Annotated in this window: 16 protein-coding genes; 12 read left to right on the forward strand and 4 right to left on the reverse strand. The window is 40.6% G+C overall.

Going from position 1 to position 16,805, the window contains the following annotated elements:
• Nucleotides 1-44: 44 nt before the first annotated feature.
• The 11 genes from fabD (at nucleotide 45) to L641_RS0105890 (ending at nucleotide 10,124) form a co-directional block, all read left to right on the forward strand.
• A complete protein-coding gene (gene fabD, locus L641_RS0105840) occupies nucleotides 45-971 on the forward strand; it encodes an ACP S-malonyltransferase (protein ID WP_024601398.1) in 927 nt (308 codons plus the stop codon).
• 11 nt (nucleotides 972-982) lie between these two features.
• Nucleotides 983-1,729 (forward strand): 3-oxoacyl-ACP reductase FabG, encoded by a 747-nt coding sequence (gene fabG, locus L641_RS0105845; protein WP_010389634.1) that lies wholly within the window; start codon nucleotides 983-985, stop codon nucleotides 1,727-1,729.
• Nucleotides 1,730-1,979: 250 nt separating this feature from the next.
• Nucleotides 1,980-2,216, forward strand: a complete 237-nt coding sequence (acpP, locus tag L641_RS0105850) for an acyl carrier protein (RefSeq protein WP_008109873.1) — start codon at nucleotides 1,980-1,982, stop codon at nucleotides 2,214-2,216.
• A 269-nt stretch (nucleotides 2,217-2,485) separates the two neighbouring features.
• Nucleotides 2,486-3,724 (forward strand): beta-ketoacyl-ACP synthase II, encoded by a 1,239-nt coding sequence (fabF, locus tag L641_RS0105855; protein ID WP_024601399.1) that lies wholly within the window; start codon nucleotides 2,486-2,488, stop codon nucleotides 3,722-3,724.
• Between the two features lie 68 nt (nucleotides 3,725-3,792).
• Entirely contained in the window at nucleotides 3,793-4,590 is a 798-nt protein-coding gene (pabC, locus tag L641_RS0105860) for an aminodeoxychorismate lyase (protein ID WP_024601400.1), read from the forward strand.
• The gene (gene mltG, locus L641_RS0105865; RefSeq protein ID WP_024601401.1) at nucleotides 4,590-5,576 is read left to right on the forward strand and encodes an endolytic transglycosylase MltG; all 987 of its coding nucleotides are present in this window, start codon (nucleotides 4,590-4,592) and stop codon (nucleotides 5,574-5,576) included. The genes pabC and mltG overlap by 1 nt, the downstream gene beginning before the upstream one ends.
• 5 nt (nucleotides 5,577-5,581) lie before the next feature.
• Nucleotides 5,582-6,208 (forward strand): dTMP kinase, encoded by a 627-nt coding sequence (gene tmk / locus L641_RS0105870; protein WP_010389641.1) that lies wholly within the window; start codon nucleotides 5,582-5,584, stop codon nucleotides 6,206-6,208.
• Between the two features lies 1 nt (nucleotide 6,209).
• Nucleotides 6,210-7,124, forward strand: a complete 915-nt coding sequence (locus L641_RS0105875) for a DNA polymerase III subunit (protein ID WP_024601402.1) — start codon at nucleotides 6,210-6,212, stop codon at nucleotides 7,122-7,124.
• A gap of 12 nt (nucleotides 7,125-7,136) precedes the next feature.
• A complete protein-coding gene (locus tag L641_RS0105880; RefSeq protein WP_010389644.1) occupies nucleotides 7,137-7,463 on the forward strand; it encodes a PilZ domain-containing protein in 327 nt (108 codons plus the stop codon).
• A gap of 17 nt (nucleotides 7,464-7,480) precedes the next feature.
• A complete protein-coding gene (locus L641_RS0105885) occupies nucleotides 7,481-8,260 on the forward strand; it encodes a YchF/TatD family DNA exonuclease (protein WP_024601403.1) in 780 nt (259 codons plus the stop codon).
• A 4-nt stretch (nucleotides 8,261-8,264) separates the two neighbouring features.
• The gene (locus tag L641_RS0105890) at nucleotides 8,265-10,124 is read left to right on the forward strand and encodes an alkaline phosphatase D family protein (RefSeq protein WP_024601404.1); all 1,860 of its coding nucleotides are present in this window, start codon (nucleotides 8,265-8,267) and stop codon (nucleotides 10,122-10,124) included.
• 883 nt (nucleotides 10,125-11,007) lie between these two features.
• Here L641_RS0105890 and L641_RS0105895 read toward each other — a convergent pair.
• The 4 genes from L641_RS0105895 to L641_RS0105910 form a co-directional block, all read right to left on the reverse strand.
• Nucleotides 11,008-12,330 (reverse strand): O-antigen ligase family protein, encoded by a 1,323-nt coding sequence (locus tag L641_RS0105895; protein ID WP_024601405.1) that lies wholly within the window; start codon nucleotides 12,328-12,330, stop codon nucleotides 11,008-11,010.
• 64 nt (nucleotides 12,331-12,394) lie between these two features.
• On the reverse strand, nucleotides 12,395-12,940 hold the full coding sequence (locus L641_RS0105900; RefSeq protein ID WP_013464705.1) for a hypothetical protein: 546 nt from the start codon (nucleotides 12,938-12,940) through the stop codon (nucleotides 12,395-12,397).
• A gap of 21 nt (nucleotides 12,941-12,961) precedes the next feature.
• Nucleotides 12,962-14,968 (reverse strand): EAL domain-containing protein, encoded by a 2,007-nt coding sequence (locus L641_RS0105905; protein ID WP_024601406.1) that lies wholly within the window; start codon nucleotides 14,966-14,968, stop codon nucleotides 12,962-12,964.
• Nucleotides 14,952-15,650 carry a transglutaminase-like cysteine peptidase gene (locus L641_RS0105910; protein ID WP_024601407.1) on the reverse strand — a complete coding sequence of 233 codons (699 nt, stop codon included), beginning with the start codon at nucleotides 15,648-15,650 and terminating at the stop codon, nucleotides 14,952-14,954. The genes L641_RS0105905 and L641_RS0105910 overlap by 17 nt, the downstream gene beginning before the upstream one ends.
• Nucleotides 15,651-15,909: 259 nt before the next feature.
• On the opposite strand from L641_RS0105910, the gene galU reads away from it, so the two are divergent.
• Complete coding sequence (gene galU, locus L641_RS0105915) at nucleotides 15,910-16,803, forward strand: UTP--glucose-1-phosphate uridylyltransferase GalU (protein ID WP_024601408.1); 894 nt, start codon at nucleotides 15,910-15,912, stop codon at nucleotides 16,801-16,803.
• Nucleotides 16,804-16,805: the final 2 nt, after the last annotated feature.

Genomic DNA, 16,805 nt, shown 5'->3' on the forward strand with positions numbered 1-16,805 from the left:
CCGTGTTACACATTATTTATTTTGTTTAATTAAAAGAGCAAACTATGGCACAAAAAATTGCACTTCTTTTTCCAGGTCAAGGCTCGCAAACTGTGGGTATGTTACAAGAGCTACTAGCGAGTTCTGACATAGTAAAAGCTACATTTGCAGATGCTTCAACCGCACTTGGTTACGACCTAGCAGACCTTGTACTTAACGGTCCAGAAGAAAAACTAAATCAAACACACCGTACTCAGCCTGCACTATTAACCGCAAGCGTGGCTATTTATCGTCATTGGTTAGCTGCAAACCCAGATGCAGACGTCGTTATGGCAGGTCACAGCTTGGGTGAGTATTCAGCTTTAGTATGTAGCGATGTGATCAGTTTAAGCGAAGCCGTAAAACTGGTTGAAAATCGCGGTTTATACATGCAAGAAGCCGTACCTGCTGGTGTAGGTTCTATGGCCGCAATCATTGGTTTAGGCGACGATGAAATTAAAGCCGCTTGTGCAGCAGCGGCACAAGGTGAAGTGGTTTCTCCAGTAAACTATAACTCGCCTGGTCAGGTTGTTATTGCCGGTCATAAAGATGCAGTTGATAGAGCCTCTGTTGCTTGTAAAGAAGCCGGAGCAAAACGAGCACTGCCATTATCTGTAAGTGTGCCGTCGCATTGTGAACTAATGAAACCAGCCGCAGAAAAATTGGCCGCCGATTTAGCCGCTTTAACATTTAATACACCTAAGTGTGATGTAATTAATAATGTTGATGTAAAAGCTGAAGGTTCAGCAAATGCAATTAAAGAGGCATTAGTGCGCCAGCTATATAGCCCTGTACGCTGGACCGAAACGGTTCAAGCACTGGTTGCACAAGGTGTAACGCAAAGTTATGAATTTGGTCCTGGTAAAGTACTAACCGGGCTTGCAAAACGTATTGATAAAGCGATGGTGTGTGGTTCAGTTAACGACCTTGCATCAATCGATTCAGCTAAATAAGAGTATATAAAATGAGTAATTTATTTTCTTTAGAGGGCAAAGTTGTCCTGATCACTGGCGCTAGCCGTGGTATTGGTAAGGCCATTGCAAACACATTAGTAGCACAAGGTGCAAAAGTAGCGGGCACAGCAACAAGCGAGTCGGGTGCGGCTAAAATTAGTGACTACTTAGGTGATAACGGTAAGGGCTATGCGTTAAACGTAACTGATCCTGCATCGATTGAGGCGACATTAGCGGCAATTAAAGCCGATTTAGGTGATATTGATGTATTAGTAAATAATGCCGGTATTACGCGCGATAATTTATTGATGCGCATGAAAGAAAATGAGTGGGACGATATTATCGATACCAACTTAAGTTCTATCTTCCGTTTATCTAAGGCCGTACTTCGCCCAATGATGAAGAAAAAGAACGGCCGTATCATCAATATCGGCTCAGTAGTGGGAACTATGGGTAATGCGGGTCAAGCCAACTATGCAGCTGCTAAAGCGGGTGTTATCGGCTTTTCTAAATCACTAGCGCGTGAGGTAGCCTCTCGTGGTATTACAGTAAACGTGGTTGCACCTGGTTTTATTCAAACAGACATGACCGATGATTTGACAGATGAGCAAAAAGCAGCAACGCTTGCAAACGTACCTGCGGGTCGTTTAGGTCAGCCAGATGAGATTGCAGCTGCAGTATGTTATTTAGCATCTGACGCCGCTGCGTATGTATCAGGTGAAACTTTGCATGTAAATGGTGCGATGTATATGGTTTAAGTTCGCAATGCGAATCAAATAAACTAGAAATTGTATGCGGGTTTGCTAAAAAATATTGAATTTTTCGCAAACTTGCTTTAAACATACTTGAAATCGCTGTGAAAATAAGCGATAAAAGATAAAATAAACACTCAAGAGGTTTGACCAGCAAATTATTTATGGTCAAAAGATTGAATCAGAGAATTATCGGACGTAAACTACGCCGCAATCTGAAAATAACGCATTGGCGTTTTTAATAAAGGAAAGAAGAATGAGCGATATCCAAGAACGCGTAAAGAAAATTATCATCGAACAGCTAGGTGTTAAAGAAGAAGAAGTTAAAAACGAAGCTTCATTCGTTGATGACCTAGGTGCAGACTCTCTTGATACTGTTGAATTAGTAATGGCTCTTGAAGAAGAGTTCGATACTGAGATCCCAGATGAAGAAGCTGAAAAGATCACTACAGTACAATCTGCAATCGATTACGTTACAGCTCACGCTGAGTAATTAATCGCAAATTAAGGGCAGCATTCGCTGCCTTTAATCTTTATATCCAAACCACCTCAAAGTCCATGATTCAATTCCAAACCCTCACTCATCATCAGCAATTAAATTGTTATTGCTCAGCGTTGGTTATTGGTTTGAGACTCGCACTTTGAGGTAGCTTGGGTATGATCATCCCCAATACTAATAACATAACTAGCAACAGCGTTAGCGCTGAAATAAACTGAGCTAAGTTAATTGGTATAATAATAATTCCTTATTGGAGGCAAACCGTGGCTAAACGTCGTGTCGTCGTAACTGGCTTAGGAATGTTGACGCCGCTAGGCAATGATGTTCAATCAACCTGGCAAGGCTTATTAGATGCTAAAAGTGGTATTCAAAATATTACCCACTTTGATACATCAAAATTTGGTACTCACTTCGCTGGTTTAATCAATGATTTTGATGCATCGGCTTACATGTCACCAAAAGATGCTAAAAAAATGGATTTATTTATCCAGTATGGCATTGCAGCGGGTGTTCAAGCTTTTCAAGATTCTGGCCTCGAAGTCACTGAACAAAACGCAACACGCATAGGTGTAGCGGTGGGTTCAGGTATTGGTGGCTTAACCCTTATTGAAGAAAACCACGTAAAATTATTAAACAGCGGCCCACGTAAGTTATCGCCGTTTTATGTACCGTCTACCATTATTAATATGATCTCGGGTCATTTATCTATAATGCACGGCTTACGTGGCCCTAATATTTCAATTGTAACGGCATGTACTACAGGCCTGCACAACATTGGCCATGCCGCTCGTATGATCGCTTATGGCGATGCTGATGCAATGGTTGCCGGTGGCGCAGAAAAAGCCTGTACACCAATTGGAATGGGTGGCTTTAACGCCGCACGTGCGCTTTCAACGCGTAATGACGATCCACAAGCAGCGTCTCGCCCGTGGGATAAAGACCGTGATGGTTTTGTACTTTCTGATGGTGCTGGTGTGGTGGTTGTTGAAGAGTACGAACACGCGAAAGCACGTGGCGCTAAAATTTATGCAGAACTTGTTGGTTTTGGTATGAGTGGTGATGCGTACCACATGACCTCACCACCAGAAGATGGCGCAGGTGCAGCCCTGGCAATGGAAAACGCACTAAACGATGCGCAAGTAAATGCAGAGCAAGTTGGCTACATCAACGCACACGGTACGTCTACTCATGCGGGTGACAAAGCTGAAACGTCAGCGGTTAAAACCATTTTTGGTGATTCAGCTAAAGATGTAATGGTAAGTTCATCAAAATCTATGATGGGTCACTTACTTGGAGCGGCAGGTTCTGTTGAGTCGATAGTGTCTATTTTATCGTTGACCGAGCAAAAAGTGACGCCAACAATTAACTTAGATAACCCAGACGAAGGCTGTGATTTAGATTACGTGCCGCATACAGCACGTGATGCTAAACTTGATTACGCTTTGTGTAACTCATTTGGGTTTGGTGGTACTAATGGCTCGTTACTGTTTAAAAAGGTATAATCTTTTTTAACAACGAACGACAATAAGAACCCAGTTGTTTAACTGGGTTTTTTTATGTGTAAAAAAATATGCAAACAATAATAACAGCAAGTGAAACCAGTAGCATAAGTACCCGCGATAGGGGCTTAAACTATGGCGATGGTTTTTTTACAACCGCAATTGTTACTGATGGACAGGTTGAGCATTGGGCTTATCATAAAGCGCGTTTAATTGAATGCGCGCAGCGTTTAGGGTTTCCAGTGCTTGAGTTTAGCGCACTTGAGTCGCACATTACTCAGCAAATAGCATCACAGGTTCAAGCGGTTCTTAAAATAGTGGTAACACGAGGTGAGGGCGGGCGAGGCTATGCGCCACCAAGTGAATGTAATTTAAACATTATTGTGAGTGTTTTACCTTATCCAGCGCATTATCTCAGCTTACACGAGACAGGAATTAGTTTAGCCATCAGTCCAATTAAACTGGCTTTACAACCGCACTTAGCAGGGCTTAAAACCTTAAATAGGCTTGAGCAAGTATTGATCAAAAATGCCCTGCAAGCTCAGCATAGCGATGATGCGTTAGTGCTTGATTACAACAACAATGTAATTGAAACCTCGGCGGCTAATATTTTTGCAATAAAAAATAATAAAGTAATTAGCCCAAGGCTCGATGAATGCGGTATTAAAGGTGTTTTTCTACAATCTTTATGTGATAAATTAGCCGTTGAATTTAAAACTGTCAGCGTTGATGACCTTACTCAAGCAGACGCCGTATTTTTATGTAACAGCTTAATGAAAATTGTGCCCGTAAAAAGTATAGGCGAGTACTGTTTTGATATTGCGCATAGTCAATCATTACTAAACGAGTTACTAGCCAAGGAGGCTTAGTGTTAAAAGTTATATTATCAGTATTACTACTGGCTTTTTTTAGCTCTGTGATTGGCTACCAGCAATTACAAGCAACCATTCAAACGCCACTAAAGGTAGCTACTAATACCCAATTTAAAGTTGAAAAAGGCACCGGCTTCAATAAATTGTGCCGTCAATGGCAACAGCAACAGTGGCTAGAGGATTGCTGGCGGTTTCAAATATTAGCTAAACTCGACCCAACCTTGACTGACCTAAAAGCAGGTTTGTACGAGTTAAGCGCAGATAGCGTGATCAACAACATAAAAAAAATAAACCAGGGTGAGCAAATTAGTTTTAGTTTTACCATTATTGAAGGTCAAGCACTTAGAGATGTATTAAATACGGTAAAAATTGCTCCACATTTACAAAACGATTTAAAACTCGAACAGCTTGGCGAGCAAATAATCGGCAAGCAAACTCACCTTGAAGGGTGGTTGTTTCCCGATACTTATCATTATCATAGTAACGACAGTGCGAGTAGTTTATTAAAGCGTGCAGCGCAAAAAATGCAGCAAACATTGGTAGATGCATGGCAGCAACGGGCAAGTGATTTACCTTACGATACCGCCTATGAAGCCCTGATAATGGCTTCTATTATCGAAAAAGAAACCGCGCTTGCCAGTGAGCGTCCGTTAATTGCATCGGCATTTATAAATAGATTAAATACCAATATGCGCTTACAAACCGATCCAACCGTAATATATGGACTAGGCGAAGATTTTGACGGCGATATAAAACGTAAAGACCTAAGAAATTACACGCCGTATAATACTTATCGTATTAACGGATTACCGCCCACACCAATTGCCATGCCCTCCAAAGAAGCCATTTTAGCGGCGGTAAACCCGCCCAAAAGCGAGTATGTTTACTTTGTAGCAAAAGGCGATGGTAGCCATCAGTTTTCAACCACATTAAAACAACATAATGCGGCGGTTAACCAGTATATTTTAAATAAAAAGAATTAGTGTTTATGAAACCAAAATTTATAGTTATAGAAGGCCTAGAGGGCGCGGGTAAATCTACCGCCATTGCCCTGTGCCAAGACTTTTTAAATCATCACCATGTAGACTTTATTAATGTACGCGAACCCGGTGGCACGCCTCTGGCTGAATCGTTACGTACTTTAGTAAAAGCAGAGCACCAAGAAGAAATTGCTTTTGAAACTGAGCTGCTAATTATGTATGCCGCGCGTTCACAGCTAATGCATAATGTGATCAATCCGGCACTAGAGCAAGGGCAGTGGGTATTAGCCGATCGTCACGATCTATCGTCACAGGCCTATCAAGGCGGCGGGCGAGGAATAAGTGCAAACACCTTAGCATCGTTATCGTCTATGGTGTTAAAAGGCTTAAAACCCGATTTAACCATTTACCTAGATATTGACCCTGTTATTGGCCTTGAACGTGCAAAAGGCCGTGGTGAGCTAGATAGAATTGAGCAAGAAGCCATTGAGTTTTTTCAGCGCACCCGTATGCGTTACATTGAGCTTGCAAATGATGATGACAGTATAAAAACAGTTGATGCCAACCAAAGCATCGATAAAGTACATCGTGATATTACCAATGTACTACGCACATTTTTTTCAGGGTTAAAATAATATGGCATTGCCGTGGCTTAATGAGGTAGAGCAACGCTTAACTCAAAGCTATAAAGCGCAGCGCTTTCACCATGCACAGTTGTTTTGCGGGCCTATTGGCGTTGGTAAATTTGAACTAAGTGAGCAACTCGCAAACAGTTTGTTATGCCAAAATACGCAAGCACAGTTAAGTAGCCCTGCAAGCGTACTAAGACCTTGTGGGCACTGTAAAAGTTGTTCATTAAACTTAGCGGGTACACACCCAGACAAGCGCATTACCCAAGTAGAAGGGCAAAGCATAGGTGTTGATGATATTCGCGGCATAAGCGATTTTATGCACCAGTCCGCGGCTCAAAATGGCAATAAAGTAGCGATTATTCAAAACTGCGAAAAAATGACCACCGCAGCCGCTAATGCGTTATTAAAAACCCTTGAAGAGCCAAGTAATAGTCGGTTTTTAATCCTGACAACCAGCCAAGTGGCGCAATTACCAGCGACTATTTTAAGCCGTTGTGCTAAAACCGAGGTTAAAGTAACCAATAACCAATTAGCACAACAATGGTTAAGTAGTTTGGATGTGCCTAACTATCCGTGGTTGTCGTTATTTTATAGCCAACCACTACAAGTAAAGCAGTGGCAACAGCAAAATCAGCTTGAAAATATTGATACACTTTATAAATTTGCAACTGAGTTTAAACAAAGCCATAATTTCAATGCGTTAGTCGATATAATAAATAAACAGCCTGAGCTTATTCGTATTTTCACTTTATTTTTAAGTGAGCAGCTTAAACAACAGCTTTTAAATGGTATGAGTTTTGACTCTTACCAAGTAGCTCAGCAAGCGCTGAATGATTTTTTACAGAATAATATACAAATACTTGGGCTAAATTTACCGCTTGCGGTATCACGACTAGCGTACATATTACGTAACCAATAAAAAGGACTAGATATGCAAGAGCTATTAGTAGATATAGACGACCTTGACGAACTATATCGCTGTTACATGCCTTTTTTAAAAAAAGGTGGCTTATTTGTACGCACTAATATGCGTTATGAACCAGGATATTCACTTGCCTTACGCGTTACCTTGCCAGATGCGCTAGAAGATGACGTGGTAACCGGAAAGGTTACGTGGGTCACTCCACAAGGCGCTCAGAGCTCAAATCCACCGGGGATCGGCATTAGCTTTTTAGATGATAAAACCAATCTAAACGCGAAGATCGAAAAACTGCTGGGGACTATGTTAAACTCCGGCAATCCAACTTATACCATGTAGTAAAAACAGGCCTTATTTTGATTGTAGATTCTCATTGCCATTTAGACCGTCTTGATTTTGATAAACTCGATTTAAACCTAGACCAAGTACTTGATAACGCCCGCGCTAAAAAAGTAGAACATTTTTTATGTGTAAGCGTCACACTTGATCAGTTCCCCAATATGCTAGAGCAAATAAAACATTACAACGACGTTTCTGCGTCATGTGGTGTGCACCCGCTTGATCAAAAAGACGCACTCAACAAACAGCAATTAATTGATTTAGCCTCACACGACAAAGTAGTGGCCATTGGCGAAACTGGGCTTGATTATTACTACGCAAAAGACACTCATGCAGTGCAACAAGCGAGTTTTGTTGGCCATATTGAGGTAGCTAATGAATTACAAAAGCCGCTTATTATTCATACTCGTGATGCCCGTGCCGATACCATTAATTTAATGCGTGAGCACAAAGCAGAAAATTGCGGTGGAGTATTGCACTGTTTCACTGAAGATTGGGATATGGCCAAAAAAGCCATTGATATGGGCTTTTATATTTCTATTTCAGGCATTGTGACTTTTAAAAATGCGGTAGAGCTTAAAGAAGTAGTAAAACAAATTCCACTCGATCGACTGCTTATTGAAACAGACTCGCCTTACTTAGCGCCAGTACCATATCGTGGTAAAACTAATCAGCCAGCGTATGTTGAAGACGTTGCTTATTACATTAGTGAGCTCAAAGGCATTAGCTTTAACGAGTTGGCAAAAGCCACTACTGATAACTTTTACTCTTTATTTAAATTAGCAGCTAAAGGCTAACCTCATGACGACTCTCTCGGTGCAACACCCACTGTTACTTATGGGGCCTATGGTGCGCCGAGCAGAAAAAACCACAGTTTGTATTCAGTTTGCTACCTCAAAGCAGGTAAACGGCCGTATAGAGCTAATGGGCTACGAATGCTATAGCGAACAAAACAGCGTTAGACTGGGTGAACATTTATTTTTACAGTTCATAGTTATTAAACCTATAAACAGTCAGTTCCCGCGCGACATATTACTACAATATCAGTTATTTTTTGATGACAGCCCCGTTGATTTATCAGCGTTTAGTTTTAATGATGGCGCGTTACCTGCGTTTGTGATCCCCAAAAGACTGACGCAAATATTGCATGGCTCGTGTCGTAATGCACATCATCCCGCAAAAGACAGCCTAGTTAGTTCAAGTCAGTGGCAAGCTACTCAACGCAGTCATAATCAACAAGGGGCGCAGTTGCTATTGCTCTCGGGCGATCAGGTATATGCTGACGATGTAGCAGGGCCTATGTTATTAGCTATCCATCAACTCATTGAGCAATTAGGCATTTACAAAGAGCAAGCGCTTGCGCTGGATTTACCCGACGATATTAGCCAACAGCTTTATGGCCGCCATCATTTACTCCCTACCACCTCATGGAAAAAGCGCTCTAAATTAGGCATAGGTTACTGGTTAAAAAAAGACGAGCCGCATTTTTCTAGCGTAAAAGCGTATAACCACCTTATTCATTTTGAAGAATTTGTGGCACTGTATTTACTTAATTTTAGTAGTACCGCATGGCAATATGTTGACTTATCAAAGCTAAATTACTCAGGCGGTAACGAAAAAAGCCAAGCATTGTTTAGCACAGAAAAAGCCACACTCATTGATTACGCTAAAGGCTTAGCTGAGGTAGAGCGATTATGTGCCAATGTGTCTACCTTAATGATGTTTGACGATCACGATGTCACTGATGATTGGAACCTCACCGCCGGATGGGAGCAAGCCATTAATCAAAACCCCAGTAGCAAGCGTATTGTAAATAATGGCTTAGCAAGCTATTGGCTGTTTCAGGGAATGGGTAACGACGCACTACAAAAAACCGGTGCGCTACTTACTCCATTTACAACAAGTCTAGCTGGGGATAAGCAATGGCAATTCAAAGCATTTGATAAACATCTAAACGATTTTAACCATTGGCATTATGAGCTAACAACTATTCCTAAAGTGGTGGTGCTTGATACCCGAACACATCGCTGGCGTAACGAGCAGAACTTTAATGAACCCTCAGGCTTGTTAGATTGGGAGCGTCTCACTGAGCTTGAGGAAAGCCTACTCAGCCATGACCAAGTCATTATTGTATCGCCCGCACCGGTGTTTGGAGTCAAATCAATAGAGGCGATTCAAGCGGTGTTTAACATGTGTGGGCAACCGCTTATGGTTGATGTAGAAAACTGGATGGCGCACGAAGGCTCAGCTAAAAAATTGCTCGACACATTTAGACGTACCGACACCCCAAATGAAACGCTGATTTTATCAGGCGACGTGCATTATTCGTTTTGTTTTTCAGTGCAAAAGCGTTTTGGCGATCACCCCAACAGAATTTGGCAGCTCACAGCTAGTGGCATTAAAAACGAGTTCCCGCGTAAGCTAATAAATGTGCTTGATAAGCTCGACTCCATTTTATATGGCCCTAAAAGTCCGCTTAACTTTTTTACCAAACGCTGGCACATGGAAGTCGACAAACACCAAACTAAAGGCAAAGGGCAAAAGTACCTAGTAAGTGATTCGGCTATTAGTTTGGTTACTCTCAAAGGCGGTAATTTAGACCGTTACCAGCTCATACACGGCGACGGCCACACCACCGAATTTGATTTAGAAGAGCAGTAAATTTGAACAGGCGATAGGTTTTAGGTCGATATTATTGCCGATTTGTAGCAGCGACTTCATGTCGCGTCATTCTTTAATGTCGTGAGCGACGGGCGAAGAGCTTCGAGTTGCGGGCTAAATAACTAAAAGCGCAGCGTCTCTTAGCCCTCTTTGTGCATAATTTTCTTAAAGATCTTATTGCACTGAGAGAAGCGAATGAGAAGTAAATGAGAAACCAAAGCCATTAACCTAAGTGACTAATTATTTTGTTACTACCTCTAAAAGCGAAGCGTCTCTTAACCCTCTTTGTGCATACTTTTCTTAAAGATCTTATTGAACTGAGAGAAGAGAATGAGGAGTAAATGAGAAGATAAAACAAGTGTTAGGGATTAGGCCCGCAGCCCGATAACTTTCGACTTTAACCTCTAAAAGCGCAGCGTCTCTTAGCTCTCTTTGTGCATACTTTTCTTAAAGATCTAATTGAACTAAGAGAAGGGAATGAGGAACAAATGAGAAGGCCAAAAAGATGTTAGGATACAGCTCGTGACTCGCTCCCCGCAGCCCGTTAACTTTCGACTTTAACCTCCAAAAGCGCAGCGTCTCTTAGCCCTCTTTGTGCGTACTTTTCTTAAAGATCTAATTGAACTAAGAGAAGGGAATGAGGAACAAATGAGAAGGCCAAAAAGATGTTAGGATACAGCTCGTAACCCGCTCCCCGCAGCCCGATAATTTCGACTTTAACCTCTAAAAGCGCAGCGTCTCATAGCCCTCTTTGTGCATAATTTTCTTAAGATCTTATTGTAATGATATAACTGGATGAAGTGTTAGGTGTTAGAGCTTGCTGACGGCGGGTTGCGAACTACGGGTTTCGGGATTAGGCTCGTAACCCGCTCCCCGCAGCCCGTTAACTTTCACTTCGCCGTTTTTTAATCCGCTTTGGTGTTGGTAACTTATTGGTTAATAAAGCTAAACATAACACCACTATAAACAACATCGAATTAGCCCCCGCCTGCAGCGAATAATCAACCGACGAATGCAGCATCATTGCCACAATAGCTGTAGCACAACCAAACGCCACACCCTGATAAAGGGCCGTTTTGCGCGTTCGCATAGTATTAATACATAGCCATAAACAATAAACCACTAACAGCCCCAATAACGCCGTTGCAGGAATACCCAGCTCAACTGCAAATTGCACATAATCGTTGTGCGCATTGTCGTAATAACCAGAGTAGGGCTCAGACTGATACGCGGGAAACGCAGTGTAAAAAGTACCGCCGCCAGAGCCTAATAACGGGTTATCTAAAATCAGTGGAATTGAGTCACGTACAACTTCATCTCGTGTTTCCGATTGCAAGCTGGTTTCGCTAATACGTTGTTTTACCTTTTCTACATCGAAAATGGCACCAATGATGATTAAATCGATAATGAAAAAGCTCACAATCAGCAATTTAAATGCTTTAGGCTTTTGCTTATAAACAAACAGCGCCAGTAAGCTCACTATAATTAAGGCGATAAAAAAAGCCGAATTACCCATGCGACTACGGGTTAAAATAAGCGCCACAATTATAATAATTAGCGATATACGCAAAATTATTTTAGAGCTTAATATAATCTCAGCCCAAGCACGTAAGGTTTGTTTTAAAGTAGGCTTGTAGCCGTTGTTAGTGCGTTTTAGTTCGCTAATTAACACACCAATGCCTAAGCATAAGCACAGCGCTAAATAGTTAGCTAAAAAGTTAGAATAGGTAAAAGTACCAATAGCTCTGTCGGTGTGTTTGTAGCCAAATAAAGGGCTAACAATATCGGGCGATAAGTTTAAGTAACTAGCATACAAAGCCTGAAAAACACCGGCGCAAATGACGGCGTAAATTAATTTTTTAATACGATTTACATTATTACAGTAATTAAATATTAACCAGCTCAACATTATTAAAAAACTGGTTTTTAATAACATTTGTTTTGTTTGAAAAGCATCAACACTTACGCCAAATAACTGAACCGCGCACACCAAAGCAACAATGCCTAAGGCAGTAAATAACGGCCAAGTATATCGAGGAGGTAAGAGTGCTTGCTGGTTATTTAAAACACTGTTTGCCAAGTGAGTAATAAAGGTAAAGCTAGTTAAAATACCAATAGCTAAAATTGCCCAAGGCCTGTAACTACCTAAAGGAAGGGGAAGCAAAAAAAGGATCAGACAAATAAGAAAAAATATAAAACGATTCAAAATAAACTCAAACAAAGTAAAAACGCAGCCAATTGGCTGCGTTTGAATATACTAATAGTAAAAACTAGTTACCGACTTCAGATATACCGTTATCACCGCCTGTACCACCAGAACCTGGAGGTGTTGGTAATGTTGGTAAGCTGCCTACTGGCGGAGCAGGCTGACCCGCACCAGGACCTGCAGCAGTTGCTTCAGAAGCGGTTGTTGCATCAACACCTGCGGTAATTGCTGCTAGGGTAATTGCATCAGTATCTAAACCAGCATCCGAAAGAGCAGCTAAAAAGTCAGAAATTAATGGATTGTCTGCACCAAAACGTGCCACAACAGCAGCAACCATTGCATCTATATCAGCAGCGCCACAAGCGCCATTAAGCAGTTTTTCGTCTAGCTTGATTTTTTCTTTATTTTTACAAATACGTTTAATCGCTTCTACTAAATCTTCGCGTAATTGCTCTGGCGTAGTATCTGCTGTTACGTTATTAAGAATATCAATAATGCTATTTATGCTCACTTCTTGAACCACAGCATTATTATCCGTTTGTGCATAGGTTGGCAAAGCAGTTAGAGCAGACGCACTAGCTACTAAGCCAGCTAAAATTAATTTTTTCATTTCTCGTCCCTTGGTTGAGTACTAATTGCAAAATTTTAGCGCATCGGTGCAAAAAGTAAACTCTTTATTTACGCCATTTTCATTAGATTTAATAATTTTTGATGGTGGCAGTATTAAATTACCTTGTACCCCATCACATCCTAGGTATTCAAGTATTTCTAAAGTCTCGGTTTTTTCAATTAAACAGGCTAAAACTTTAATACCAAAGCCATGACAAATATTATTAACTGTTTGAATATAAAATTGACTTTGCGGGTTAGTTACCAAATCTTGAATGTAACTACCATCAATTTTAACGTACTCAATATCAAGACCTTGTAAATACCTAAACGACGTTAAGCTAGTACCAAAGTGTTCAATACACACATTAATACCCAGCTCTTTAATTGCATCTATATGTAAAGACGCAACATGCACGTTATAAAGCAAACCAATTTCATGTAGTTCAAACACTAAGTTTGTTTTAATTACCGGTTTAGTGTGCGAGTAAAGGGTAAGCCATTGTATAAAGTCGGCTGAATACAATGAGGCCTTACTAATATTTAACGCAAACACATCATTAGGGTAGTGCTCTTTTACATCTACAAAGCTACGTATAATTTTTTTATCGAGTTCTTCGGTTAAATTTAACTTTTCAGCCATCGCAAATAAGTGACCATTATTTACCTTTTCGCCTTCATGAATAAAGTGTGCAAATACCTCAAAGTAACACTGAGAATCAGTTTTATTAGCTTGTTTAACAGGTTGCACCGAAAAACTCACTTCGCCAGCATTTATAATCGACTTAATTAAGGTACGCCATTGGTTAACACTAAATAATGACTCTTTATCGTTTTTATCAAACGTAGTGTCTTCACCTATAGTGCAACCAGTATCAAGTAGCGATAACACTTCACCTAAACTCGCTCCTTGCTCAACGCCAACAATGGCTAAATTAGCGTAACCGTTTATATGTAAGCTGTTTTCTTTTTGACTTAAATTATCAATGAGGTCTAGGCGGGCTTTATTTAAAAATAAAACGTCATATGGGGCCAGTAATACAAACGTACCCCCGTTAAGCCTAAATATGGTTGAATTTGGTAACTCATCGGCGACATGCTTAAGTATTTTAGCGGCATCAAGTACATGCTGATCACCATCTTGGTAGCTTACCACTTGGTTAATATTATTTAACGAGGGTAGGGTAAGCATCATCGCGGTAATTGGCGTATCGTCAGTAATATTATTTACAACAGAATTAAAGTGGTTTTCAAACGACTTACGGTTACCCAACCCCGTTAACGAATCTATGTATACTTCTTCAGTAAGCGCTTGTGTTTGTTTGGTCAGAGAATCAAAGGTACTTTGTAAGTTTATAACCATGTTATTTATGGCTTGGGTTACAGTGCGAAGCTCCCGTGCTACTGGTATTTCTTTATTTAAGGTAAAGCGTTTTCGAGTCACTAAAGTGGCTTGGTCTTCTACTGCTTTTAACGGCTTAAATACTGCGCGTAAAATTAAAAATGCAATAGCCAGTGATGCTGCTAATAGCAAAAATGAGCTATATAAGCTGCGGAGTGTGTGTTGCCATAAGGTAAGGTAAGATTGCCCAGTATGGCTGGTTACATCAAGTGTACCTGCCATCATCCAACCATTGTTTATTTCAGAGTGCATAGTGGGCGCACTCAGTTCAACAGCACTAATAAACCAACCAGGAACAGATTCAACGCGTTTAGGGTTTTGTAACTCAAACACTATATTATCTTGCACATCGGTAAATTTAATTTGGCTGTAATAACCAGAGTCAAAAATAGCGGTTGCCATCGTTTCGGCAATTACTAGGCTATCGTCTTCTAAATAAGGAGATATAGAAAGCCCTAAACTGGTAGCGGTGTCTTGCGCATGGCTGGCCATTTGCGTTTGTAAATAATTACGGGTTGTATCCACATCGGTAATAACGCGTACACAAAATGAAATAACCGAAATTAATATGATCAAGCCATATACTTGAGTTTTTAAACTCAATCCATATTTAAATATTCGAGACATAACTACTAGTTCCTTTATTGTTACTGGCGGCGGGGGCAAGCTCACCTTGTTCAATTCGTTCAAGCATAGTGTTCCAAGCAGAAACGCCACGACTATTTTTAACCTTATTACCTAACCCTTTCGATTTGGCTAACCATAAACCTTGGCCATTAAAACTGTATATAGGTTTTAAATCGCCCCGATTGCTTGCAGGCACTAATTTTGTATTAAAATTGTCGAGCACCAACGGTATTTGGTTTGGTTGTTCAAAGTATATAAGCACCATGTGTGGTTGATTAACCGTACGCTGGCGTACATACATAAAGCGTATTTTATCTTCGGGGATACCTAAAGCGATTAAAGTAAAATATTTAGCAATAACATAATCTTCACAGTCACCCATGCCAACACCTAGGCTTTCTAGAGGGGTGGCCCAGTAATCTTTTTTCTGCCAAAGTTCGTCATCGGTTTTGTACTTTATATGCTTATTAAAAAAATCATTAACTAAATGAATTTTTTGCCATTCGCTCTTATCGGCGGAGTCATCTATAAAACTCAGCCACGTTTTTATTCGTTGGTGGCCTGCATCGCCGTAAAACTGTTTGGCACGGCTTATTATATCGCTATTTCGCAGATGCAAAAGCATGTCTTGTGCACAAGCAAAAAAAGATACTAATATAATGATGCAAATTCCAACGCGCACAAAGCCCATCCCTAAAATGTTAACAAAGCCATTATATTCCCATTGAGAATGAAATGATAGATTACAAAAAAGGCGAAAATAAACAGTTAACAAAAAATTCACATAAAACAATCAAAAAGACTGCTTTTTAGCTTGAGCGATTAAATGTGTTGTGTATAATAGCCGCCCATGTGGTTAGTAGAGTTTAAAATCCGCTTTTTGTAGTGGCATTTATAAATAGCTAAGCCATAACTAAAAAGTAACTATAAAAGGAATTGAAGTGAAAGTATTAAAAGCAGTCTTGCCTGTTGCAGGCTTAGGTACCCGTATGTTGCCAGCTACCAAAGCAACGCCAAAGGAAATGCTTCCACTAGTCGACAAACCTCTCATTCAATACGTTGTAAACGAAGCAGTAAAAGCCGGTATCAAAGAAATTATACTGGTTACTCATGCTTCTAAAAACGCAATAGAAAATCATTTTGATACTAGCTTTGAACTAGAGGCCACTCTAGAAGCCCGCGTAAAACGCAGCCTACTAGAAGAGGTGCGTTCAATAATACCGCGAGATGTAAGCATTATATCGGTTCGTCAATCGGCGCCGTTAGGCTTAGGCCACGCAATACTTGAAACGCGCCCAATCATTGGCAACAACCCTTTTGCTATTTTATTGCCCGATGTAATTATCGATCAATATAAGTCAAATCTTAAGGTTGATAACCTTGCACAAATGATCGACCGATTTGAACGCACTCAACATAATCAAATTATGGTTGAGCCTGTCCCTCATGATGAAGTGCATAACTATGGTGTGGTTGATTTGGCGGGTAAAAACATTGCGCCTGGCGAAAATGCAACCATAACCACCATGGTTGAAAAACCAAATAATGATGAAGCGCCCAGTAATTTAGCCATAACAGGGCGTTATGTTGTATCGCCTGCTATTTGGGATTTACTCGAATTTACGCCTCCAGGAGCTGGCGGTGAAATACAATTAACGGATGCATTACTGCAGTTACGTCATCTTGAAACAATTGAAGCGTACCATCTAAAGGGTAAGTCACACGACTGCGGTTCAAAACTAGGCTATATGCTCGCAAATGTAGAATATGCAATGCAGTCAAGCACAATGGGTGAAGAGTTTACAAAACGTGCTAAAGCACTACTAGGGTCTTAAAT

This window comes from Pseudoalteromonas sp. TB41, from assembly GCF_000497975.1.
Classification (GTDB): Bacteria; Pseudomonadota; Gammaproteobacteria; order Enterobacterales; family Alteromonadaceae; genus Pseudoalteromonas; species Pseudoalteromonas tetraodonis.

Bases quoted from the DNA above. Each gene is read 5' to 3' on its own strand.
- L641_RS0105890 (WP_024601404.1), top strand. From the start codon at position 8,265: ATGACGACTCTCTCGGTGCAACACCCACTGTTACTTATGGGGCCTATG.
- acpP (WP_008109873.1), top strand. From the start codon at position 1,980: ATGAGCGATATCCAAGAACGCGTAAAGAAAATTATCATCGAACAGCTA.
- fabG (WP_010389634.1), top strand. From the start codon at position 983: ATGAGTAATTTATTTTCTTTAGAGGGCAAAGTTGTCCTGATCACTGGC.
- fabD (WP_024601398.1), top strand. From the start codon at position 45: ATGGCACAAAAAATTGCACTTCTTTTTCCAGGTCAAGGCTCGCAAACT.
- pabC (WP_024601400.1), top strand. From the start codon at position 3,793: ATGCAAACAATAATAACAGCAAGTGAAACCAGTAGCATAAGTACCCGC.
- L641_RS0105875 (WP_024601402.1), top strand. From the start codon at position 6,210: ATGGCATTGCCGTGGCTTAATGAGGTAGAGCAACGCTTAACTCAAAGC.
- L641_RS0105900 (WP_013464705.1), bottom strand. From the start codon at position 12,940: ATGAAAAAATTAATTTTAGCTGGCTTAGTAGCTAGTGCGTCTGCTCTA.
- L641_RS0105905 (WP_024601406.1), bottom strand. From the start codon at position 14,968: ATGTCTCGAATATTTAAATATGGATTGAGTTTAAAAACTCAAGTATAT.
- L641_RS0105880 (WP_010389644.1), top strand. From the start codon at position 7,137: ATGCAAGAGCTATTAGTAGATATAGACGACCTTGACGAACTATATCGC.
- tmk (WP_010389641.1), top strand. From the start codon at position 5,582: ATGAAACCAAAATTTATAGTTATAGAAGGCCTAGAGGGCGCGGGTAAA.